Source organism: Blautia sp. Sow4_E7, assembly GCF_052116245.1.
Classification (GTDB): Bacteria; Bacillota; Clostridia; order Lachnospirales; family Lachnospiraceae; genus Blautia_A.
Map to the genome: position 1 here is coordinate 1 of NZ_JBQKLL010000027.1, position 23,238 is coordinate 23,238.

At 43.1% G+C, this 23,238-nt stretch carries 21 protein-coding genes; 8 read left to right on the top strand and 13 right to left on the bottom strand.

Annotated elements, in window-relative coordinates; genetic code table 11:
* Positions 1 to 443 precede the first annotated feature (443 nt).
* On the top strand, positions 444 to 1,988 hold the full coding sequence (locus tag ACTQ50_RS13665; RefSeq protein WP_346793722.1) for an ATP-binding cassette domain-containing protein: 1,545 nt from the start codon (positions 444 to 446) through the stop codon (positions 1,986 to 1,988).
* Between the two features lie 97 nt (positions 1,989 to 2,085).
* Here ACTQ50_RS13665 and ACTQ50_RS13670 read toward each other — a convergent pair whose 3' ends face one another.
* The 4 genes from ACTQ50_RS13670 to ACTQ50_RS13685 form a co-directional block, all read right to left on the bottom strand.
* Complete coding sequence (locus ACTQ50_RS13670) at positions 2,086 to 2,814, bottom strand: hypothetical protein (RefSeq protein WP_238297854.1); 729 nt, start codon at positions 2,812 to 2,814, stop codon at positions 2,086 to 2,088.
* Entirely contained in the window at positions 2,726 to 4,228 is a 1,503-nt protein-coding gene (mobQ, locus tag ACTQ50_RS13675; RefSeq protein WP_238297853.1) for a MobQ family relaxase, read from the bottom strand. The genes ACTQ50_RS13670 and mobQ overlap by 89 nt, the downstream gene beginning before the upstream one ends.
* A gap of 197 nt (positions 4,229 to 4,425) precedes the next feature.
* Positions 4,426 to 4,764 (bottom strand): DUF3847 domain-containing protein, encoded by a 339-nt coding sequence (locus ACTQ50_RS13680; RefSeq protein WP_238297852.1) that lies wholly within the window; start codon positions 4,762 to 4,764, stop codon positions 4,426 to 4,428.
* A gap of 58 nt (positions 4,765 to 4,822) precedes the next feature.
* Positions 4,823 to 5,005 carry a transposon-encoded TnpW family protein gene (locus tag ACTQ50_RS13685; RefSeq protein WP_238297851.1) on the bottom strand — a complete coding sequence of 61 codons (183 nt, stop codon included), beginning with the start codon at positions 5,003 to 5,005 and terminating at the stop codon, positions 4,823 to 4,825.
* 241 nt (positions 5,006 to 5,246) lie between these two features.
* Between ACTQ50_RS13685 and ACTQ50_RS13690 the strand changes: the two genes are divergently transcribed.
* The 4 genes from ACTQ50_RS13690 to ACTQ50_RS13705 all read left to right on the top strand — a co-directional run bounded on the left by ACTQ50_RS13690 (position 5,247) and on the right by ACTQ50_RS13705 (position 9,820).
* Positions 5,247 to 6,005, top strand: coding sequence for a hypothetical protein (locus ACTQ50_RS13690; RefSeq protein WP_346793721.1), 759 nt, complete (start codon positions 5,247 to 5,249; stop codon positions 6,003 to 6,005).
* 84 nt (positions 6,006 to 6,089) lie between these two features.
* Positions 6,090 to 6,989, top strand: coding sequence for a hypothetical protein (locus ACTQ50_RS13695; RefSeq protein WP_238297849.1), 900 nt, complete (start codon positions 6,090 to 6,092; stop codon positions 6,987 to 6,989).
* 18 nt (positions 6,990 to 7,007) lie between these two features.
* Positions 7,008 to 7,808 carry a KilA-N domain-containing protein gene (locus ACTQ50_RS13700; RefSeq protein WP_238297848.1) on the top strand — a complete coding sequence of 267 codons (801 nt, stop codon included), beginning with the start codon at positions 7,008 to 7,010 and terminating at the stop codon, positions 7,806 to 7,808.
* 188 nt (positions 7,809 to 7,996) lie between these two features.
* Entirely contained in the window at positions 7,997 to 9,820 is a 1,824-nt protein-coding gene (locus ACTQ50_RS13705) for a recombinase family protein (RefSeq protein ID WP_238297847.1), read from the top strand.
* Here the strand turns inward: ACTQ50_RS13705 and ACTQ50_RS13710 are convergent.
* Both ACTQ50_RS13710 and ACTQ50_RS13715 read right to left on the bottom strand, forming a co-directional pair.
* Positions 9,800 to 10,756, bottom strand: coding sequence for an Arm DNA-binding domain-containing protein (locus tag ACTQ50_RS13710; RefSeq protein ID WP_441484655.1), 957 nt, complete (start codon positions 10,754 to 10,756; stop codon positions 9,800 to 9,802). The two genes, ACTQ50_RS13705 and ACTQ50_RS13710, sit on opposite strands and share 21 nt — an antisense overlap.
* A 15-nt stretch (positions 10,757 to 10,771) precedes the next feature.
* Positions 10,772 to 10,966, bottom strand: a complete 195-nt coding sequence (locus tag ACTQ50_RS13715; protein WP_441484656.1) for a DNA-binding protein — start codon at positions 10,964 to 10,966, stop codon at positions 10,772 to 10,774.
* Between the two features lie 102 nt (positions 10,967 to 11,068).
* On the opposite strand from ACTQ50_RS13715, the gene ACTQ50_RS13720 reads away from it, so the two are divergent.
* Positions 11,069 to 11,740: a helix-turn-helix domain-containing protein gene (locus ACTQ50_RS13720; RefSeq protein WP_441484657.1), complete on the top strand. Its 672-nt coding sequence runs from the start codon at positions 11,069 to 11,071 to the stop codon at positions 11,738 to 11,740.
* Between the two features lie 213 nt (positions 11,741 to 11,953).
* Here the strand turns inward: ACTQ50_RS13720 and tuf are convergent, their stop codons facing one another.
* From tuf to rpsL, 4 genes are all read right to left on the bottom strand, one after another.
* On the bottom strand, positions 11,954 to 13,147 hold the full coding sequence (gene tuf, locus ACTQ50_RS13725; protein ID WP_118583298.1) for an elongation factor Tu: 1,194 nt from the start codon (positions 13,145 to 13,147) through the stop codon (positions 11,954 to 11,956).
* 155 nt (positions 13,148 to 13,302) lie between these two features.
* The gene (gene fusA, locus ACTQ50_RS13730) at positions 13,303 to 15,426 is read right to left on the bottom strand and encodes an elongation factor G (RefSeq protein ID WP_441484658.1); all 2,124 of its coding nucleotides are present in this window, start codon (positions 15,424 to 15,426) and stop codon (positions 13,303 to 13,305) included.
* A gap of 17 nt (positions 15,427 to 15,443) precedes the next feature.
* Positions 15,444 to 15,914: a 30S ribosomal protein S7 gene (gene rpsG, locus ACTQ50_RS13735; protein ID WP_207664929.1), complete on the bottom strand. Its 471-nt coding sequence runs from the start codon at positions 15,912 to 15,914 to the stop codon at positions 15,444 to 15,446.
* Positions 15,915 to 16,072: 158 nt separating this feature from the next.
* Positions 16,073 to 16,492 carry a 30S ribosomal protein S12 gene (gene rpsL / locus ACTQ50_RS13740; RefSeq protein ID WP_117854826.1) on the bottom strand — a complete coding sequence of 140 codons (420 nt, stop codon included), beginning with the start codon at positions 16,490 to 16,492 and terminating at the stop codon, positions 16,073 to 16,075.
* Between the two features lie 419 nt (positions 16,493 to 16,911).
* Here rpsL and ACTQ50_RS13745 point away from each other — a divergent pair, with 419 nt between their 5' ends.
* Complete coding sequence (locus tag ACTQ50_RS13745; protein WP_441484659.1) at positions 16,912 to 17,709, top strand: N-acetylmuramoyl-L-alanine amidase family protein; 798 nt, start codon at positions 16,912 to 16,914, stop codon at positions 17,707 to 17,709.
* Positions 17,710 to 17,727: 18 nt separating this feature from the next.
* A complete protein-coding gene (locus tag ACTQ50_RS13750; RefSeq protein WP_441484660.1) occupies positions 17,728 to 19,101 on the top strand; it encodes a serine hydrolase in 1,374 nt (457 codons plus the stop codon).
* A gap of 119 nt (positions 19,102 to 19,220) precedes the next feature.
* Here the strand turns inward: ACTQ50_RS13750 and ACTQ50_RS13755 are convergent, their stop codons facing one another.
* The 3 genes from ACTQ50_RS13755 to ACTQ50_RS13765 form a co-directional block, all read right to left on the bottom strand.
* Positions 19,221 to 20,450 (bottom strand): hypothetical protein, encoded by a 1,230-nt coding sequence (locus ACTQ50_RS13755; protein ID WP_441484661.1) that lies wholly within the window; start codon positions 20,448 to 20,450, stop codon positions 19,221 to 19,223.
* 64 nt (positions 20,451 to 20,514) lie between these two features.
* Positions 20,515 to 21,318, bottom strand: a complete 804-nt coding sequence (locus ACTQ50_RS13760; protein WP_441484662.1) for a PP2C family protein-serine/threonine phosphatase — start codon at positions 21,316 to 21,318, stop codon at positions 20,515 to 20,517.
* 77 nt (positions 21,319 to 21,395) lie between these two features.
* Entirely contained in the window at positions 21,396 to 23,132 is a 1,737-nt protein-coding gene (locus ACTQ50_RS13765) for a serine/threonine-protein kinase (protein WP_441484663.1), read from the bottom strand.
* Between the last annotated feature and the right edge of the window lie 106 nt (positions 23,133 to 23,238).

The following is a 23,238-nucleotide window of genomic DNA, read 5'->3' on the forward strand; positions in this document are numbered from 1 at the left end:
GCTTTAACAATACTATCTTGGGACAATCCTGTCACTGCCTTTTTTAGAAAAAGTAGAAAACTGCGCCACAGCCTTGGCAGGCCATCGCGCAGCGATTTTGTTCAATTTGAATTTGCGCTTCTATAAGGTGGAATGTGTTGACACAATAAATACAGTATGATAGTATTATCATTAGAAAAAAGGATGGCACATTTCGTGTAAGGTGAGGAAATGATTAATAGATAATTTAATTTAAGTAAGACACATATAGTTATTGAGCCTGTAGAAAATAGGTTTATTTTTGTGTACGCTTAAGTTGGATTATCGCAAGAGGCATTTCCTTTGCTTTTCCTTAGGGAAAGGAATAAAGGTCTATTTGGCGAGTCTATTTTTGCGTATGCAAAAAAGGCTCGTTTTTGTGTGTACAAAAATAATTGACTCGTGTTTCGAAAAGGAGGAACTTTATGTTACAGATAAAGAAATTAAATTTAACACATAAAAAAGACCTGAGAGTAATTCTTGATGATTTCAACCTTGTGCTAAATGATGGAGATAAAGCAGTTATCATTGGAGAAGAAGGGAACGGAAAATCAACATTAATGAAGTGGATATATGATCCATCGCTTATAGAAAACTATATAGAAGCGGATGGGGAAAGAGTAATGGGAAACGAACGTTTTGGTTACCTTCCGCAAGAGATGCCCGATGAAGATAAGAAAAAAACCGTATACGAGTATTTTTCTGAGGAAGAAATATTCTGGGAGAAAACGCCAAAAGAACTGTCTGTTACTGCAGGAAAATTTGGAATAAAAAATGATTTTTTCTACAGTAGTCAGATGATGGGAAGCCTTTCAGGAGGAGAAAAAGTCAAGGTACAACTCATGCGGCTTTTTATTCGCGATGTTTCTGTGCTATTGTTAGACGAACCTTCAAATGATATTGACATTGCGACGCTTACATTACTGGAAAAAACCATAAATGAATGGAAACATATTGTGCTTTTTATTTCACACGATGAAACATTGATAGAGCGTACCGCCAACATGGTAATACATATCGAGCAGATTAAGCGAAAAACAGAAGCGAGATATACCGTGGCCAAGCTTCCCTATAGAAACTATGTGGAGGAACGGCTTCATAAATTTGAACTTCAAGAACAGAGGGCACTATGTGACCGTAGGGAAAAAAAGATTCGAGATGAGAAATATCAAAGAGTGTCTCAGAGTGTGCAAAGCGCATTAGCAAATTGTTCCAGACAAGCGCCGTCGGTGGCAAAGAATTTGAAGGACAAAATGCACACAGTTAAGGCTATGGGGCGAAGATTTGAAAGAGAAGACGAAAATATGACGCAAATGCCGGAGCAGGAAGAAGCAATCTTTTTTAAATTAGGAGATAAAAACGCATACATTCCAACAGGGAAAACGGTCATAGAATATGAACTTTCAAAGCTAATGACTCCAGAAGGCGAAAGAATTTTGGCAGAAGGAATTTATTTGAAAATAAAAGGATCAGAGAAAATCTGTATTATAGGAGCCAACGGGGCAGGAAAAACGACTCTTCTAAAAAAGATAGCGGAAGAACTTATGAATCGGAATGATATTAAAGCAGAATATATGCCCCAAAATTATGAAGATTTGTTGGAGCTATCTGTTACACCGGTTGATTACCTTGATAAAACAGGAGATAAAGAAGAGCGTACAAGAATTAGAACATACCTAGGTTCACTTAAATACACGCCAGATGAAATGGAGCATCCTATTCGGGAGTTGTCTGGTGGACAAAAGGCGAAAGTGCTTCTTTTGAGGATGAGTTTAAGTGGTGCGAATGTTCTTATTCTGGATGAGCCTACAAGAAATTTTTCACCATTATCCGGCCCGGTAATAAGAAAAATGCTCCGAGAATTTCCAGGGGCTGTCATTAGCATTTCTCACGATAGAAAGTACATTGAAGAGGTGTGTGATAAAATATATCAGCTAAATCCTAATGGATTACAGTTAATTAGTGAGTGATAAAAAAGATGAAAGACTGACAACTTCCAGTTTGAACCGCCTTTGTATTACTCTCCCGTGAGCAGATTTCATCTGCCCATGGGAGTACTTTTATGCATTAATGGTAACTGCCCTTACAACTGCCATGATACAAAAAATTCAGACCTGCCGAAAGAATAAGCCACCAGCTTAGCACATTAATATCTACCGGAATCAGTGAAACAGATAACATTGACAATGTAACACTGATAACACAAAGTGCTACGGACACAGCCTTTCTAAGTTCTGCAACACCAGTGTTTTTGTAATATTGCCATCGGTCATCACACTTTTCTGTAATCCTGTCAAATGCTATTTTCGCAAGTACAAATACACCTGCCGCAATCCCAACAGACACTAAAGCAATAATACCAACTGCCACATAGGAATGGACATACTGAGCCAGATATTCATAGCACCACTGATACACCCTACAAAGCAAATTTGAAATGTTCATCACATTCCTGCCACGATTCAGAAACCAATCAGGTATGGTGGCAACTACATCTTTGTTGACAAAAAAGATATAACCAGTTTGAACAATGCTGATAAAAGCAATTACCCATGTCCATACGCCAAGTGTAGCGGTTTGCGTTCGCAACTTTTCCTGTAACTGTATTTGCATATCTGCTTTTACTTGCTTGCGGATATGCTTAGCTTCAACGGAAATATGATTGTTAAAATCAGCTTCCAATGCCTTCGCTTTCATTAAGACAACATTAGCGTTCTCTGCCTTTTTCTCGGCTTCTGCGAAGATTCTCTGAGCCTTCTCTTTCTCTGCCAGCACCTGCTGATTTTCCTTTTTCAACTTCTCGTTCTCCACCAGTACCAAATCGCTCTCTGCTAATCTGGCGATATGAGCGTTCAAGTTCTGATTCTCTTGCGCTATTGCGTCCAGAGTTGATTGCATGGATTGTATCTGCGATTTCAGCTTTTGCCTGTCGGATAAATGCGTCTGTATCTGATTCTCCAACTGATTTATCCGATGACGGTAAGTTTCGTTCTCCTCCATAAGTGTCTCCGACAGACTCAACAAGTCGTCTTCGTTCTTTAAGTTTTCTGATTCGTTCATCTCGTTCCCTCGCTTTCTCTTTTACTCTTTGCATAATTTCTGCAATTGCTGATTCTGTGTTTGCAATCGCAGATTCTGTCCGGCTAATTCCTGATTCTCTGCCGACAGCTTGGCATTCTCTTCGTTCAATTTCTTCAGCAATTCGTCCTGCTTCTGAATCGTATTCCGAAGAAAATCCAACTCCTTCTGCTGTTCCTCCATGATGTCCAGCATCTCTTCCTGTGAGGAAAAAATCTTCATGATTTCCTCCAAGGTATCCTGCAATTCGTTCATATAAAAAACGTCCTTTCTCTATAATGGTCTGTTGTAATTCACGGACTGTCTGTAACCATTTTGTCTTAAGTGAATTGATAGCTTTTACAATCCGGTTGTATTCGCACCGATTAGAAACAAAGCCTGCCTTCTCCATCTTGCGGGCACGATACCCTTCGTGGATGGTAGGCTCTAAATCCAGCTCCTGCCGTTTGTAACTTCTGTGGTCAATCTGCTGTTCCAAAGACAGATATTCGTTACAGATATCTGCCCATGATTTTCTCCAGATTTCTGCTTTACTGTGTTCGTTCCAGTCATTTGGTTCTACAGTAATGCGTTTCCAAAGCTTTTCATTCCGTTTACCAAGCTTCTGCTCTCCGGTAGCAGGGTCAATGAGTGGAATGCGGTTTCCGTCTTCATCAAGGGCATAAATCTTCTTTTCCTTCTGTGCCCATGTGCCATCGGGTTTGATGCCACGCATGGTCAGCATAATGTGAGCATGGGGGTTGCCATCACCCTTATCATGCAATGCCCAGTCGGCACACATGCCAACGGAAACAAAATTATCCTGCACATACCTTCTTACAATTTCAATCTGACATTCCCTTGAAAGCTCCTTTGGAAGTGCCACTTCTATCTCTCTCGCAAGCTGTGCGTTGGATTTCTTTTCTGCCTTTTCCACCGCATTCCATAATACATTCCGGTCAGCATATTCCGGCGGAGCATGTGCCGGAAGTGCAACTTCTGTAAATACAACTCCACGCTTTTTCGTAAAGTCATGAACAAGACCTGTGCGGTCATCCATGAGCTTTTCGCCGGAGCGGTAGGCAGAAGAAGCAACTGCCGATTTTCCATCACTCCTGCTAATGATTTTGATACTGCAATGATAAATTGACATAGTGCATATCCTCCTTCGTTAAAAGTGCATATTCTTATGTGGAAGAACGCCGGAGGGGTTCTTCCTATGGGAAGCAGACCGTTCCGAAAGTTTATCTTTTAAAACCCAGATGCTTCCCATAAGCCTCGCAGAGCGCGCGCAATAGACAGGCTCTGCCTGTCTATAAGTGCGCCCTTCTCCCTAAAAAGAGAAGGGAATCAGGAAACTCCTGACTCCCCAACTTCCTCTTTTTTCATATCTGTATCCGGACCTTTTTGCATTGCTTTGGAGAAAAATTTCCCGTTGGCTTCCTGCTTATTTAGAAATGCAATCAGCTTAGGGATTTCTTCCAGCTCAATACATCTTCCAAGAACTGACTCCACCGCCGCACCAATTTCAATCAGACGGTGGGTACGGATTTTCCGTTCTTCCTCCTTCTTTCGTTTCTCCAGCTGCTTCTTTTGTGCCTCATAACGCTTCAGTTCCTGTGCCAGCTTCTCGATCCTTAAATCCTTCTCCTGGATTCTTTCTTCATAGGTTTTGGTTGATTTACCCATACAAAACTCCTTCCTGCTGATGAAATATCAGCTTAAAAACAATTGATTTGTGCAACAATTACTCTGCATCCGGTATACCCTGCTTCCGGTTGGCAATATCATTTGCCATCAGATGCAAAAGCTTATCCTCAAAGGTAGCTGTAGTATTCTCTGCGAAAAACACATTTACCTTATAGGTGGTCTGTCCTTTTCTTTTGGTAAAAGAGGACATCGCCTGCTCTTTACTTGCTGTCTGCTCCATAATTATTTCACCTCCTCCTTGAAATGTGAACATATGTTTGCTATAATCAAAGTATCTTTGACGGACTGCGACAACGGATAAGACAAATCTTCATAAAATCCGGCTCCTTTCTTATGGTATTAAGTAATCTTTTTTCGATAAATAAGATTACTTCCTCACCTATAGGAGAAATGCAGTCCCAAAACGGAACTGTTTTTTATAAAAGTTTTGAAAATATTTTTTGAAAGGTGGTGAATCCCTGTTGAAGGAATGTACAAATGATTATTTTGAAGAAGACATGCCGGAAGATGACCTGACGGATGCCCTTGAACGGGAGAATGCCGCTATTCTTGAAATAGAACTTGAGATGGAAAATGAGCCGAAAGTATCAGGGATACCGGAAGCATCAACAAGAAACAAGCTGAAACGTGAACTGGAACAGGAAGCACTGACACGTCTTGAGGATTCTGCCAGAACCGAGGAGGAATTTGCAAATGTGGTTACATGGTGGAACAGGTTTGATGCCAACCGGGAACGTAAGGAACGCTACCATGAAATAGGAAGATCGGATGTTCCCCTTGAATGGGGAATGTCACCGGATGAGATTGTAATTCCTGCTCCCATCCGGCATGTTTTCTGGAAGCAGATACTGAAAGGGGATTTCCTTGATGCCATTTATGACTGCCCCTTTGAAATACATGAGCTGGTAACAGACGAGGATATTTCTAAAGCAATCTTTGCGTTAAAAGATGTACAGAAGGAGCTTTTATATCAGCTTGCCATTAAGGGATACTCCTGCCAGTTAATTGCAGCATGTAGAGAGCAGACCGACAGAAATATCCGAAAAATCCGTGACACCATGTTAAAAAAGCTTCGTAAATCCTTTATGCAGGCACTACAAAACAGAGTGGATAATCACATTTCCCTTACGAAGACGGAGCAGATTTTTTATGATACCTATCGGTCACTGATTACGGATAAAAAGAATAAGAAAACGAAAGAAATCACAAATACCATTTGACCTTGTAGGACATGCTTGGTATGATAGTAATATATTTTCCAATGATACAGATTACATTTTAGAGCAGACAGATTGGAGGCTTTTATGAGTAACCTATTTAAGAGAACCAGCTCCAACTGGGCACGTTATGACAAATATGAATGGAAGGAAGATAAAGAAGGTACGTTGTACATCACACCTTCACCGGATGCGAAAGTGTCTCTTTATAATCCGCTAAAGGATTCGGAGCAGATTGTATTAAAGGCGGTAAACCTTGGATTGATGTGCATGGACAAAAATAATACACAGGAACGTTTGCAGAGTGCCATTATGGATTTTGTTACCTGTTACGGACTGCTTGGATTTATGACAGCACTTCCTACCACACCGGACTTTATTACCTACCATGCGGTATATTTGCCGAAGAACCATTTCATCAAAGAGGAAAGCATGACTACGGAAAAATATCTTTCTTACTTCTTTCCCTTTGATAAGATTGATTTTGTAAAAAAAGGGATGGAATCTTCATGGAGTACGGACGATGTGCAGATGATGGCACTGATTATGACCATGAAAAACAAATCGCAGGCAGTAATGATGAGTTTCCAGAAAGAATATGCAGAACGGTATGACTGGCTTGTGACTTTATTTAAAGACTGGGCATTTACCTTTATGTCAAGCTTTCTCTACTATCAGGACTTTGACATGCTGGATGATATGCAAAAACAGCTTTACCGTCAGGGCATGGCGGCATTTGGCGGTATTGCACCAACCTATCACATAGAGCTGCTTGACCGACCTACCATTGTCTGGGATTTCCACTCCCTCTTACTTGGTGTGCAGATGATGTTTTCCTTTATGCTTACCGATGAAAAATCCACACTCCGGGTATGTAAGCATTGTGGCAATGCTTTTATTGCCAACAGACCAAACAGCGTATTCTGCAGCGGCAAATGCAAGAACCAGTATAATGTGTATAAGAGCCGGGCGAAGGATAAAGAATAAAGAAAGGACGGCTGATTTATGGAAAAACTCAATGTCGATGGTACTGAAATACAGGTATTACAGATTGAAGAAGATGATTATATTTCTTTAACAGATATGGTGCGAAAAATTGATAACGGACCGGCATTGATTGAGAAGTGGCTTCGTAATAAAAATACAATAGAATTTCTTGGTATATGGGAAGAAATGTATAACGAAGATTTTGATATCCATGCATATGAAGAAATTATGCAGGAAGCTGGTCTGAATCGTTTCATTATGTCGGTTAAGCAATGGGTAACCAGAACCAATTCAAAAGGTATCATAGCTAAAGCTGGACGATATGGTGGAACATACGCATACAAGGATATTGCATTTGAGTTTGCAAGTTGGGTATCTCCTCAGTTTAAGCTGTATCTGATTAAGGAATTTGAACGGTTAAAAAAGAAAGAACAAGCTTTACTTGGCTGGAGTGCGAAAAGAGAGCTGGCAAAAATCAATTACCGAATACATACAGATGCCATAAAAACAAATCTGATTCCAGCTGAGCTTACACCACAGCAGACCTCTGTAATCTATGCATCCGAAGCAGATGTATTAAATATGGCATTGTTTGGTATGACTGCCAAGCAGTGGCGTGAAGAACATCCTGACAAAAAGGGGAATATCAGAGATTATGCTAGCATTAATGAATTGATTTGTCTTTCCAACATGGAAAATATCAATGCAGTTTTGATTGAAGACGGATTAAGTCAGAAAGAACGTCTGATAAAATTAAATAAGATTGCCATACATCAAATGTCCATTTTGGAAGAACAAAATCCAAAGGTATTGAAGTAATTCAATTGCATTTTTCTAATTCCCCCGAATTCGGGGGAATTAAAATTTATAAGTTTTACAAAACAGTTCCGATTTTCTTTCGGATTTCTCCTATTAGTGAGACAATAATTATTTTTACACAAACCAGCTTATTCGTGGTAGAATAAAACCACAGATAAGCTGGTTGTTTGTTTTGAAAGGAGAATCTTATGAAAACAAAACAACCGGAACTTAACAAAATCACTGCACTCTACGAGAGATTATCCCGTGATGATGAACTGAGTGGTGACAGCAACAGTATTATAAATCAGAAGAAAATGTTGGAGAAATTTGCAACCGAGCAGGGATTTGTCAACCTACGTCACTATACGGATGATGGCTGGTCGGGAACCAATTTTGACAGACCTGACTGGAAGCGTATGCTTGCGGATATTGAAGATGGCACTGTAGGATGCGTTATCGTAAAGGATATGAGCCGTATCGGACGTAATTACCTTGAAGTAGGCTTTTATACGGAAGTGCTGTTTCGAAAGAAAAATGTGCGATTTATTGCCATTTCCAACAATGTGGACAGTGCTCTAAACGATGGCAGTAACGAATTTGCCCCATTTCTTAACATTATGAATGAGTGGTATGTACGTGATACCAGCCGGAAAATCAAATCCGTACTTCATAATAAGGGAATGGATGGAAAACATCTGACAAGCAACGCAATTTACGGGTACAAGAAAGACCCTGATGACCCAGACCATTGGATTATTGATGAAGAGGCTGCCACAGTGGTAAGACGTATTTATCAGCTTATCATTGAGGGAAACGGACCGATGCAGGTGGCAAGGATTCTGAAGGATGAAAAGGTTGAAAGACCTTCCTATTATCTTGCAAAGCAGGGACTTGGAACCTGTCGGGGAAGCTGTGACATGAACAGACCATTCACTTGGACTGCTTCTACGATTTCAGACCTTGTAAGAAAACCTGAATATATGGGGCATACAGTAAATTTCCGTACCAAAAAGGAATCCTACAAGGATAAACATTCTGTGCATAATTCACCGGAGGACTGGGTTATCTTTGAGAATACTCAGGAAGCGATTGTGGACGAAGAAACATGGCTTACTGTTCAGAAAATCCGTGAAACCAAGCACCGTCCCACCAAGAAAGGTGACATCAATCCTCTGACCGGACTGGTATATTGTGCTGACTGCGGTGCTAAGATGTTCAACCACCGCACCGGCGGTTATGAAAAGAGGGATAAGGATGGTAATCCTACCGGAAAGTACACCAATGCACAGGACAATTACACCTGCTCCACCTACAGTAAGGCAAAGAGCAAGTTTGAAAACAGATGCACACAGCATCATGTCCGCACGGATGTTATCAGGGATTTGCTTTTGGAAGTTATTAAAGCTACCAGCACTTATGTGATGGAGCATGAATCCGAGTTTATCGAAAAGGTTCGCAGTGCTACGGAGCTTCAACAGGAAAGCGAAGCCAAAGCACTGAAAAAACGTCTTTCCAGAGAGCAGAAACGTATCAAAGAATTAAATACCCTCATTAAGAAAATCTATGAGGACAATGTAAATGGGAAGCTAAGTGACAAGCGGTTTGAAATGCTTTTGGCTGACTACGAAACGGAACAAAATGAATTGGAATTATCAGTAGATGCTTTAGAAAAGACTTTTAATGACTATCAGGAGAATGCTGATAATGTAGATAAGTTTATTGAACTTGTACACCGATACACAGATTTCACAGAACTTACTACTCCTATGATTCATGAGTTTGTTGATAAAATCGTGGTACACGAAGCAGACAAATCAACCGGTGACAGAATTCAGCAGATTGATATTTATCTCAAGTATGTGGGTAAGCTGGATGTTCCGATGCCGGAGCTTACACCTGAACAGATAAAAGAAGAAGACCGCAAACGCCGTAAGCGTGCATGGAACCGTACTTATATGCGTCGCAAATATGAGCGTGAAAAGGCGGAACGTGAGGCAAAAGAAAAAGGGTTATCTGAGGCAGTCAGATAGACTGTCCCAGAAATAACCCTGTGAAAGTGAAACATGACTGTGACGAATGTCGTGTACTCTTATCTTTTTTACTCCGGTCTTTTGAACCACCTGTTTTAACTTATGCTGTACCGCTTCATGTACCATTGGAAAAATCCGTTCATCTTCTGGCAACTCATACAATCTGCCAATGTAATCTTGAATCTCTTTTTTCAGAAATTCCGGTATGGAAATTGTACGATTCGATTCTTCCGTTTTCGGAGAAGTAATTACATCTTCTCCATGCATACGGTAGTAAGTCTTATTGATCTGAAGAAGATTTCTTTCAAAATCAATGTCAGCAGGAGTAATGCTGAGTGCTTCGCCTTCTCTCGCTCCTGTCCAGAATAATAATTCAAACAGCACATAATATTTGCTTCCCGGTTCTATTCCGGTCATAAACTGTCGATATTCTTCAATTGTCCAAAACTTCATTTTCTTTTTTGAAGTCTTTCCCATGCGTTTTACCTTGTCACAGGGATTATCTGCCAGATTGTAGATATTCTTCGCATGATTGAACAATGCCGTCATCTGATTCTGTATTGTTTTCAGATAATCATCTGAATATCCTTTTTCAATAATCGTATTCTGCCACTGGATAATCTCTGCTGGTGTGATACTATTCATTGGTCTGTCCTTAAAATAGGGTAACAGTTGAGCATTCATCGTATCTCTTTTGTTCTTGATACTCCTGTCCTTCAATGACTGGGACTTATCCCGGAAATAGACTTCTACAAACTCTCCCATTGTCATATCCATGTCTGCTTTCGCTGTTCTTTTATACTCCGCTTCAAAATTTAATGCTTTTTTCTTAGTGCGGAATCCTCTTTTTACTTTTCGCTTTTTGGCTCCTGTCCAGTCCTCATAATAAAATGAGACATACCAGGTTCCTCTTTCTTCATCTTTGTATGCTGCCATACTTTCTCACCCCCTTTACATTGCAATCTGGGAATATCCAAAAAATTTCTTTTCCCAGAATGCTCTCGGTATCTTGCCCGCAACGGTCACATATCCCTGATCTGCAAGCTCTTTGTTCAGTTTGCGAAGCAGCTTGTAAGCATATCCAAGTGAAATCCCCATGCTCTCTGCAACTTCTTCCGCTGTAATCATATAGTTCTGTCTCTGCATATCATTTCCTCCTTGTCCATAATTATCATTTTCACTGATACTATATCATTTTAAATAATCATTGTCAATAATTTTTATCTGTATGAATGATATTTTTCTATATTGTTGATTTTTATCATTTGTGATATACTGTTCTTAGCTTTTAAGGAGGTGGCTAATATGCAGGAATCATCTATTTCAGAAAAAATAAAAGAGCTGCGAACTGATCTGAAGATGAATCAAAAAAACTTTTCCGCAGCTATTGGTATACGTCAGTCAACTTTATCCAGTTATGAAAATGGTGTGGTTACTCCCTCCAATGATGTGTTATTAACTATTGCTCAGAAATTTCATGTCTCACTGGACTGGTTATTTGGATTATCTGAAAATAAAGTACAGATTTCTACTCTCAGCGATATTATTTGGGTTTTACTGCAGATGAATGAATCCAATGAACTCCGGTATGAACTGGATATAAATAATAAATTTCCCGGTGATATAGAAACAGAAACACAGAAATGGTATGCCGGACTTCGCTTTTATGGAAATGATCCGGAACACTCTTTAAATGCAGATATGTGTAATTTTCTTGCCGATCTGCAGGAGAACAGAGAAAGCCTGGAATCTTATTTCACAGGTAAAGATATGTTTGATATGTGGAAGAAACAGACGTTGGAATACTACACTTCCAAACCTGTCACCCATAAAGAAATTGAAGAACTGGATTTTGAAACCCGAATCTATAAACGAGACGAACTTTTAGCACAGAAATTTTCCAATAACGAACAGAAATAGTATCATAACAGTATCACAGGCAGATATGCGAAGATTTTCATTTTCTTCCCATACCTGCCTACTTTTAATTTATTCGCTATTCTTTACAGCCTTATTTTAAACTTTTTACACAACAGAAAAACCCCGGAAACCTTACGGTTCCGGGGTATCTTACGTTTGGACACAATGTACCTTGCGGTACTCAATATATATAATTAAGATGTTATGCTATAATTATTCGATAACTGTAGCAACACGTCCTGATCCTACAGTACGTCCACCTTCACGGATAGCGAAAGTAAGACCCTGGCTCATAGCGATTGGGTGGATCAGTTCGATTGTCATCTCGATGTTATCTCCAGGCATGCACATCTCTGTTCCTTCTGGAAGGTTGATAACACCTGTAACGTCTGTTGTTCTGAAGTAGAACTGTGGACGATAATTGTTGAAGAATGGTGTATGACGGCCACCCTCGTCTTTAGTCAGAACGTAAACCTGAGCTGTGAATTTTGTATGGCATGTGATTGTTCCTGGTTTAGCAAGAACCTGTCCACGCTCGATCTCGTTTCTCTGAACACCACGAAGAAGTGCACCGATGTTATCACCAGCCTGAGCCTCATCAAGAAGTTTACGGAACATCTCGATACCAGTTACAACAACTTTACGAGTCTCTTCTTTGATACCAACGATCTCAACCTCATCAGATACGTGAAGAACACCAGCCTCTACTCTACCAGTAGCAACTGTTCCACGTCCTGTGATGGAGAATACGTCCTCTACAGGCATAACGAATGGTTTATCTGTGTCACGCTGTGGGTCTGGAATGTAGCTATCTACTGCATCCATAAGCTCCATGATCTTATCGCCCCACTCGCTGCTCGGATCCTCAAGAGCTTTAAGAGCAGATCCTCTGATTACCGGGATATCATCTCCTGGGAAGTCATACTCGGAAAGAAGCTCACGGATCTCCATCTCAACCAGCTCAAGAAGCTCGTCATCGTCAACCATATCACATTTGTTCATGAATACAACGATGTAAGGAACACCTACCTGACGGGAAAGAAGGATGTGCTCTTTTGTCTGAGCCATAACACCATCTGTAGCAGCAACAACAAGGATAGCACCATCCATCTGAGCTGCACCAGTGATCATGTTCTTAACGTAGTCAGCATGGCCTGGGCAGTCAACGTGTGCATAGTGTCTATGCTCTGTCTCATACTCAACGTGTGCTGTAGAGATTGTGATACCACGCTCTCTTTCCTCTGGAGCTTTATCAATGTTAGCGAAATCTGTAGCTACGTTACCAGCAACTCTCTCAGAAAGTACTTTTGTGATAGCTGCAGTTAAAGTTGTTTTACCATGGTCAACGTGTCCGATGGTACCAATGTTACAATGCGGTTTTGTTCTCTCAAACTTAGCCTTTGCCATTTTAAAATGTCCTCCTTGATTAGTTGGCTCATTCTCTATTAAAATAGAGCGCCATATCGGTTTTAAACTTGCTATCCTTGATTATATTGCAAATCAAGGATATTTGCAAGCTTTTTATTGTTTTATATGAAATCCTAATTCAACTTGTAGTTAAATCAGTCTTTCTTTGCCAGAACTTTTTCCTGAACACTCTTTGGAACTGGCTCGTATTTCTCGAAGAACATGGAGTAGTTACCACGTCCCTGAGTTCTGGAACGAAGATCTGTTGCGTATCCGAACATTTCGGAAAGCGGAACATATCCACGGATCATCTTACCTCCGCCGATATCATCCATACCTTCGATACGACCACGACGGGAGTTGATATCACCGATAACATCACCCATGTAATCCTCTGGTGTGGTTACCTCAACCTTCATGATAGGCTCAAGAAGGATTGGAGCAGCCTTCTGCATAGCATCCTTGAATGCAAGAGAACCTGCAATGTGGAATGCCATCTCAGAAGAATCGACTTCATGATAAGATCCATCGTATACATTTGCATGTACACCAACAACCGGATATCCACCAAGGATACCAGCCTTCATAGCCTCTTCGATACCTTCTCCTACAGCCGGGATATATTCCTTCGGAATAGCACCGCCGACAACAGTAGACTCAAACTTGTACAGTTCTTCGCCGTTGGCATCCATAGGCTCGAATTTAACTTTACAGTGACCATACTGTCCACGACCACCAGACTGTTTAGCATACTTGCTGTCTACATCAACAGGTTTGGTGATTGTCTCTTTGTAAGCTACCTGAGGAGCACCAACGTTAGCCTCTACGTGGAACTCACGAAGAAGACGGTCAACTATGATCTCAAGGTGAAGTTCACCCATACCAGCGATAATGGTCTGTCCTGTTTCCTGATCTGTATGTGCACGGAAGGTCGGGTCCTCTTCTGCAAGTTTTGCAAGAGCTTCCCCCAGTTTGCCCTGTCCTGCTTTTGTCTTAGGCTCGATAGCCAGCTCGATAACTGGTTCCGGGAACTCCATGGACTCAAGGATTACCGGATGCTGCTCGTCACAGATTGTATCACCAGTTGTGGTGAATTTGAATCCGATAGCTGCAGCGATATCACCGGAGTAAACCTTATCCAGCTCCATACGCTTGTTAGCATGCATCTGAAGGATACGGCCAACACGCTCTTTTTTGCCCTTTGTAGAGTTATATACATAAGATCCGGAATTCATTGTTCCTGAATATACACGGAAATATGCAAGTTTTCCAACGAATGGGTCTGTCATGATCTTGAATGCCAGAGCGGAGAACGGCTCTTCATCAGAAGAATGTCTCACAGTCGGGTTTCCATCCATGTCAACACCATCGATTGGCGGGATATCTGTTGGAGCAGGCATGTACTCCAGGATAGCGTCCAGAAGTTTCTGAACACCTTTGTTTCTATATGCAGAACCGCAGCATACCGGAACAGCTGTACACTCGCATGTACCTTTTCTCAGGGCTGCTTTCAGTCTGTCTGTGCTTGGCTCTTCGCCCTCAAGATATTCCATCATGAGATCGTCGTCCAGCTCACAGATCTTCTCGATCAGTTCTGTATGATAAAGCTCAGCATCCTCTTTCATGTCTTCCGGGATATCGGTGATAGTGATATCATCCCCCTTCTCGTCATTGTAGATGTAAGCTTTCATTTCGAATAAGTCGATGATTCCTTTGAAGTCATCTTCTTTTCCGATTGGCAGCTGCAGGCAGATTGCGTTTTTACCAAGACGAGTCTTGATCTGCTCTACTGCGCCGTAGAAGTTTGCACCAAGGATGTCCATCTTATTGATGAATGCCATACGTGGTACATTGTAGGTATCAGCCTGACGCCAAACGTTCTCAGACTGTGGCTCAACACCACCCTTTGCACAGAATACGCCGACAGCGCCATCCAGTACACGAAGGGAACGCTCAACCTCAACAGTAAAGTCTACGTGGCCTGGTGTATCAATGATGTTGATACGATGCTCCAAAGCGCCTGGCTTCGGTTTGCAGTTCTCTTCCAGTGTCCAGTGACATGTTGTTGCAGCGGATGTGATTGTGATACCACGCTCCTGCTCCTGCTCCATCCAGTCCATGGTAGCAGTACCTTCATGTGTATCACCAATCTTGTAGTTGACACCTGTATAGTACAGAATTCGTTCTGTAAGAGTTGTCTTACCTGCATCGATATGAGCCATAATACCAATGTTTCTGGTTCTCTCGAGCGGGTATTCTCTACCTTCTTTTCCAGCCAATGGATTTTCCTCCTTGATTAGAAGCGATAGTGAGCAAATGCTTTATTTGCTTCAGCCATCTTGTGCATGTCTTCTTTCCTCTTTACAGATGCTCCGGTGTTATTGGCTGCATCCATAAGCTCGTTAGCCAGTTTCTCTTCCATGGTCTTCTCGCCTCTCTTGCGGGAGAACATGGTGATCCAGCGAAGAGCCAGAGCCTGACGTCTGTCAGCTCTTACCTCGATCGGAACCTGATAAGTAGCTCCACCGATACGTCTTGCTTTAACTTCAAGCTGAGGCATTACGTTGTTCATTGCCTCTTCAAATACTTCAATTGCTGGCTTGCCAGATTTTTCTTCCATTCTGGCGAATGCTCCGTAAACAATTTTCTGTGCAACACCTTTCTTACCGTCTAACATGATGTTATTGATAAGCTTTGTAACAACTTTATTGTTGTACATCGGGTCTGCCAGAACGTCTCTTTTCTGAGTATGTCCTTTACGTGGCACGTTACTTCCCTCCTTAATCATCCTGATTATCTCATCGGTACTCACGCAGTAAACTATTGCATGTTCGCACTGGTAATGGTCCTATATTTAACCCGCAACCGACAGGGTATATGGAATACCGTACAAATCTCTATAGTCTCCGCAGCAATACGGATGGATTATTTTTTAACTTTCGGTCTCTTAGCGCCGTATTTAGAACGGGCCTGTTTTCTGTTAGCAACACCTGCGGTATCAAGAGTACCTCTGATGATGTGGTATCTTGTACCAGGTAAGTCCTTAACCCTTCCTCCACGGATCAGAACAACGCTATGCTCCTGAAGGTTGTGACCTTCTCCTGGGATGTAGCTTGTTACTTCGATTCCGTTGGAAAGACGAACTCTGGCGATCTTTCTAAGAGCTGAGTTAGGCTTCTTAGGAGTAGCTGTTTTAACAGCTGTGCAAACGCCACGTTTCTGTGGTGCAGACTGCTCAACTGCTTTCTTTCTTAAAGAGTTATAAGTTCTCTGCAGAGCCGGAGCTGTAGATTTCTTAACAGCTGTCTGGCGTCCTTTTCTTACTAACTGGTTGAATGTTGGCATTCCATTTCACCTCCCGATTTATTTCTCCATAGATTCTTCTATGGGGTTTCCTTGCGGTTGCTATTATCTTAGTAAGCGCGGAAAAAAATGCCTTATTTCGCACGCTTTTTGATTATAGCCTGTCTGCATATCTCTGTCAAGGTGTTTTTCTGCAATTTTTCCTTATTTTTTCAAGGTTTTTACAATTTATCACGGTGAACTAAAAATACGTTACTTCTTATTATAATACATTTTTATCATTGCCGTTCCAAAACCAGACTATTTCCTGGTATCGCTCTTCTTTTACGATTGTTATAGAATCTTTTCCTGCTTATAGTAATGGCGATCCCCCCTTTTGTGAAAACCGAATTTTACATTGCATTACATACCTGGCATTATTATAATAAGAAAAAAGACTTACCAAGAACAGGAGCATGTATATGCATTTCAAGAAACTATGTAATAAATGGAATTTTTCAACCAGAGCAGCCGCTGTGGTTCTTGCTTTTTTATCTGCTGTCAGTCTGACAGGTGCTTCTATAGTTAAAGCGGAGGCTTCTGACCAGCTTCAGGTGTCCCAGACACCATCCGCACACATCATCGGCATCGATCCCGGTCATCAGGGACCGAACGTAGACATGAGCGACCTGGAGCCCCTTGGGCCAGGTTCCACAGAGATGAAGGCGAAGGCCTCCACCGGAACTCAGGGAGCTTTTTCCGGACTGCCAGAGTATCAGCTGAACCTGGATGTTTCCCTGAAGCTGCAGAAGATCCTGGAGGACAGAGGCTATGAGACCGTTCTCACCAGAACCGATAATGACACTGCTATCAGCAATAAGGAGCGGGCAGAATATGTAGCTGACCAGGGTGCAGAAATATATGTGCGGATTCATGCCAACGGTGCGGAATCTTCCTCTGCTGCCGGTGCCCTCACCATCTCCCCCTCTTCTTCCAACCCTTATGTACCGCAGCTTTACGAGGAATCAGACAGGCTTTCCCAGTGCATTCTGGACGCTTACTGTGATGCAACCGGCTTCGATAACCGCGGGATAACTTACGCTGACAATATGACCGGGATCAACTGGAGTACCATTCCTGTAACCATTGTAGAGATGGGATTTATGACCAATGAGTCGGATGATCTGAAAATGAGTGATCCCGATTTTCAGGAAACTATGGCATCTGGAATTGCAGATGCCATTGACGATTACTTTGCAGAAAAGGATTCTGCATATTAATATTCGAAAGGAGAACTCATGAAAAATAAAAAAAAGAAGCGCACCTCTTCTTATCTGCTGATCTTCCTCAGCATTGTTGCAGTGGTACTGCTTCTCATCATTCTTTATCTCACTTTCTTTGGAAAAAACAGTCTGAATAATAAGTACCTGGCCAAAAATGAATCCGGGAATTCCCAGGCTCTGGATTCCGACAGCGATGAAACTGCCGGATTTACTTCTGGAGATGAGGATCTCGATGCTGACCAGCAAGACGGTTTTATTTCCGGAGATGAGGCTTCTGGAAATGAAAGCTCTAATGAGGACATCCAGGGACCATCCCAGAAGGAAAGTGCCGGTCCGTCTCAGGCTTCCTCTGATTCGGATACAATCGGACCTTCCCAGTCTTCCGATTCAGAAGTGGCTGGACCCTCCCAATCCTCAGAGACAGAACAGGCTGGTTCTTCCCAATCCACAGAATTTCATTCCAAAGGTTCTGAAGCTTCTCCATCAGAAACAGATAATTCCAGGAAAACAGCTTCTTCCAAGACACAGGACAATTCCAATGGGAAAGATGACTCCACTGCCAAAGCGGACACAACTCCTGAAATCTCTGATGACGGAGCAATCTCCCCTTCCCACGGAAGCTCTGCATTTGACAACAGATCAGATGAAAAAATGGATACCCTGATCTCCCAGATCAATTCCCAGCTTCCCACCGGAAACGGTTCCTGGAGTGTTTATATCTGTGATCTTGCAGGCGGTTCCGAAGCTTCCATTAACGATACACCCATGCAGGCTGCCAGCCTGATCAAGCTTTTTATCATGGGGGCTGTCTATGAGGATTACGATGCGCTTTCCCAGCAGTACGGTTCTGCTACACTGGACGGTTATCTTACACCTATGATCACCGTCAGTGATAATGACGCTGCAAACAGCCTGGTTTCCTGTCTGGGCGGTGGGGACAGCACAGCGGGTATGCAGAAAGTAAACAGCTTCTGCCAGGCTCACGGTTACACCAGCACTTCTATGGGACGTCTGCTCCTGGCCAGCAATGAATTTGGGGATAATTACACTTCAGCCTATGATTGTGGAAAATTCCTGAAAGAGATCTATCAGATCTGCGCTGGCACAGCCCAGTCCCAGTCTCTTTCCCATGCAGAAGATATGTACGCTCTTCTGAAACAGCAGCAGCGAAGCAATAAGATTCCAGCCACCTTGCCAGAGGGCGTCAGCGTGGCCAACAAGACCGGAGAGCTTTCCGATGTAGAAAACGACGCCGGAATCCTGTACAACACCCAGGGCGGAAACGATCTGGTTATCGTCTTCCTCTCCCAGAACCTCACCAGCGCGGGCGACGCCCAATCCACCATCGCCCAGCTCAGCCGCAGTATTTACCTGTATTACAATGATTAAGCTTAACCGTTAAGCTATTAACAATTTATTTTATTCTAAAACAAAAGAGCCATGATATCAGTGAAATAGAACTCCCTGCATTTACATGCGGTACCATTTCACAATATCATGGCTCCAGCTTACTCCTCGTCCCCGTTCTCCTCGTAGGACATTTCCCATATCTCCGAGAAAACTGCCAACGGGCAATCCGTAAGAAGGCACATAAGCAGGAAACATTCATAAGGATTCACAATATAAATCTCGCTCATCCCGCACTTCTTCAAAATCCCCTGTGCCTCTTCAATAAAATGATGATATCTGTCATAAGGATCATCATCCTCCATCTCCTGGGACACAATAAAAAACTCCAAAGTCAGAAGATCAAACCGCTCCACCGGGAACTTATGATTCAGAATATTGGTGATCCTCTGTCTGCTGAACCGCTTCTGGCTGAAATGCTTGGCAAGAATAGATGCAGACATCTTCTTCAGATTTCCCATCTGATTGATAGGGATGCCATTGCAAATAACCTTCTCAAGATCCGAAGGCGTAATATTCTCCGGCTTCCAGATCTTATCCCGGCCCTTCTCCTCCTCATCCTTCTGGTACATAGCCGCAATAATCTTCTTCGCATGCCCCAGAAGTCTCAAAAACTCCTGAAACGCCTGGCTCTTCTCATTCATGGGATCATCCCAGCCAGCCTTCAGGCACGCCAGATACTGCAGAAGCTTTTCCTCCGTATCAATGGTAAAATCACCGCTGATCACTTCCGCTACTTTTCCCTTGTCCCCGGCTGGTTCCATGGTTTTGTACGCTTCTTTATACTCTTCCGCCTTGCTGTAAGGCAGCTGTCTGGTATAACAATACCAGTAGATCACCTCTTCCGGATTATGAAAATCAAAATCCTGCTCCTTCAGTACCCTGGTCAGAAAATCTGAAACATCCTCCGCACTCATCCGAAGCCCGAAACCAAGCAAAAATACCGTCTCACGCTTCACAGAAGCCTGGGTAAGCCAGTTGTTCACAAGTGCTGGAAGCTTGGTGGAAGTAGGATTCATAGACTTGGGGGTATATGTTTCCTTAAAGGAGTCTACCGCGATATCCCGGTAAACCTCCTGCGGCACCTCTCCAAAAGGCTCCTCCAGTCCGGCTCTCTCATAAATATATCGTTTCAGATGGTCTCCAAAGGAAACCAGCTCCATTTCTTTATATAAATAATGAAAAATAACATCCGCATCCTCGTCCTCAAACCCATCCAGGCTGACCACCTGCCGAAATCTCTGTGCAGCCCTTCTGGTAAATTCAAAATCCCTCACCGAGTCAAATGCCACTGTCTGTTCAAAATCAAGATCCTGCATACGATTTTTCATCACAACTCACCGCCATTTCTATTCTTGTTACCTTATATAACAGTCCGTTCATCCGACCGTCATATTATTTTCGGTTCTGCAAAAGCCAGGTCCGTAACGGCCGCTCATCCTGCTTTACCTCGCAGAGAACGATCGTGGTATTATCCATGGCGCCTTTCTCCAGAACCTTTTCCAAAAGAGTCTGGACCAGGTCTCTCACCGTGCCTTCCATTTGCATAATTTCTTTTATTTCCCTGTCAGACAGCATATCCGTCACCCCATCCGAGCAGAGCAGATAGCGGTCGCCATCCTGGTAAGGAAATGTCTCTATAGACGGTTCCAGCTTCATTTCTGTTTCTTCCACTCCAAGGAACTGTGTCAGAGGTGCCTTTCCAAACCGATAGCTCTTTAACACATGGTCCCTGGAAATCTGGGAAAAATCTGCTCCAGACAGTTGATAGATCCTGCTGTCACCCAGATTACAGATATGAGCTTCCCTTTTCTCGAAAGCGATCATAGCCATTGTGGTTCCCATGGCACTGATCCGCTGTTCCCGCCCGTAGGTGCAAACTGCCTGGTTCATCTCCCGGCAGGCTTCCCGCAGAAAAAGCTCCGGTGTCTTGCGCAGCATGCCCTTATTGGCCTTGTAAAAAGTATCCAACGCCTCAGAAGCAAGCCCTGCTGCCATTTCACCCTGGCTTTCCCCGCCCATGCCGTCAAAAACAGCCAGCACTGGAAGGCTCTCCCGAAGCCGGATTCCTGTACGGATTTCCTCTATGCCCTGATTACTGGCAGGAAGCCTCTCCCCGCAGCACCAGAAATTGTCTTCATTATTTGGCCGCACTTTACCTACATGGCAGGTATATGCATAGTTAATGTGATATGTCATTCCATCCCTCTTCGCCTGTCCGCAGCTGCTTCTGAACAGCTTCCCGGCTGCTTTCCGTCATTGGCTCCGCGCACCTTCTATTCATCCAGCTGTGCCAGAGCATTCTTCCAGTATTTCTCGCCCCGCTTGGTGTATTCGGTACTGTCATTCTCTTTGTCATGGACAGTTCCATCTGTATCGATCCAGCGGATCAGCTTGCCGCGCTTGTCGTAGTAATACAATTCCTTCTTATTACCAGTCCATACATATGCAAAGAACAGTCGCTCATCCCAGTAATAATATTCCTCGTAAACGCCGTCCTCTGAAGTCTCCGGATAGATCAATGCTTTCACCAGCTTGCCATTGCTGTCATAGTAGCGAAGACGGTCGCCTTCCTTGCCAACCTCCTTGCAGTCAGACAGTTCGCTTACAATGGTATTTGCCTGCTCCTTAATGGTCTGAATGGCAGTGGAAAATTCGTCAATCTGTGCAGTGCTGTTATCATTCGCCTCCAGCACTTCCATAACCGCCTCTGAATTCTGCGTCTTGCGGTCCTCATCATGGATCAGCTTCATATAAACACCAATGATAATACATGCCGCCAGTGCTACAACGGTAAGGGAAACCGTCCACGGAGAAATCCGCCGCTCCCGTTCCCCTGCTCCCCGCTCTGGGCGTTTCCTGTCAGGAGTCTCAGCCCGGACTGGTCTGGATTTTACATCGGATGCCTTTGCTTTGTTGTTATTCTGGGCTTCCTCTTCCCGGACAATCTTCTCAATCTGTGGCTCTGCTGCCACATGGGTCCGCTCCATCTCATCCTTCTCGGACTCCTTGGGCGCATACCTGCGCTGATCCCGTTCAAGCTCTCCTGCATTTGCCAGCTCCCACTGGGATTTCTCCCATTCCTTCGCCGCATTCACAGGAGCAATCCGCAGGCTCTCCAGATCATGGAGCATATCCTCCGGTCTTCTGTAACGCTTCTTCGGATCAAATGCGCATGCTTTCAGTATAATATGGGAAAAAGCGGCGCTCGCCTTAGATGGTGCAGGCATTTTCTCCCCTGCCATCCGCCTTGCCAGCGCGGTCTCCTTATCCCGGTATGTGATCAGCTGCTTATCCAGGGAAAGGAAAGGCAGCCTGTTCTGGTTCATCAGCTTATACAGCACAATTCCAAGGGAATAAATATCAATACTGCTGTCGTACTTCTCCCCTTTGTAGATTTCAGGCGCCATGTAGGAATAGGTTCCCTTCTTGGACATATTGCTCATGGTGTGCGCCTGTTCCCTGGCAATTCCAAAATCTCCCAGCTTAAAGTCCCCAAATCTGGATACAAAAATATTCTCCGGCTTCACATCCCGGTGGATAATATTCAGCTTCCGGCAGTAGATCAACGCCATGGCAAGATCACAGCCAAGCTTGATCACTTCCTTCTCCGTAAGCTCCTTGCCTGTGCAGTAATCCATAAAGCTGGTAAGATATTCCATTCGTATGGAAATGTCCCAGCCAATTTCATCTAAGTATTCCACGATCTTGAAATCCTCAAAGGAAACCACATGGGAATTTCCGCAAAAATGCTCCATGGTGTATATTTCCTGAACACAGTCCTCCACCAGATTGCGAAAATACTCTCTGGTCGACTGTTCGTCATTCATCTCAGACCGTACGCTGTCCAGTTCCCCTTTATTTCCTGGAATTGATATGATCTTGATGGCGGAATAAAAAGAACGGCCCCGTTCTGTCCGCTTCGCTTTATATACTTTTCCAAAAGAGCCTTCCCCTATTTTCTCTACAAGTTTCCATTCTGGCCAGACGGAAACCGGAACATCTTTATCCATATGTATGTTCCTCCTCCCCTATAGAGTGATGCACTGCTGTTCACGTCCTCCCCAGCAGTACCCTTCGCGCTGTTCAAAGATCACAGTTGTTCATAATTTCACGCAG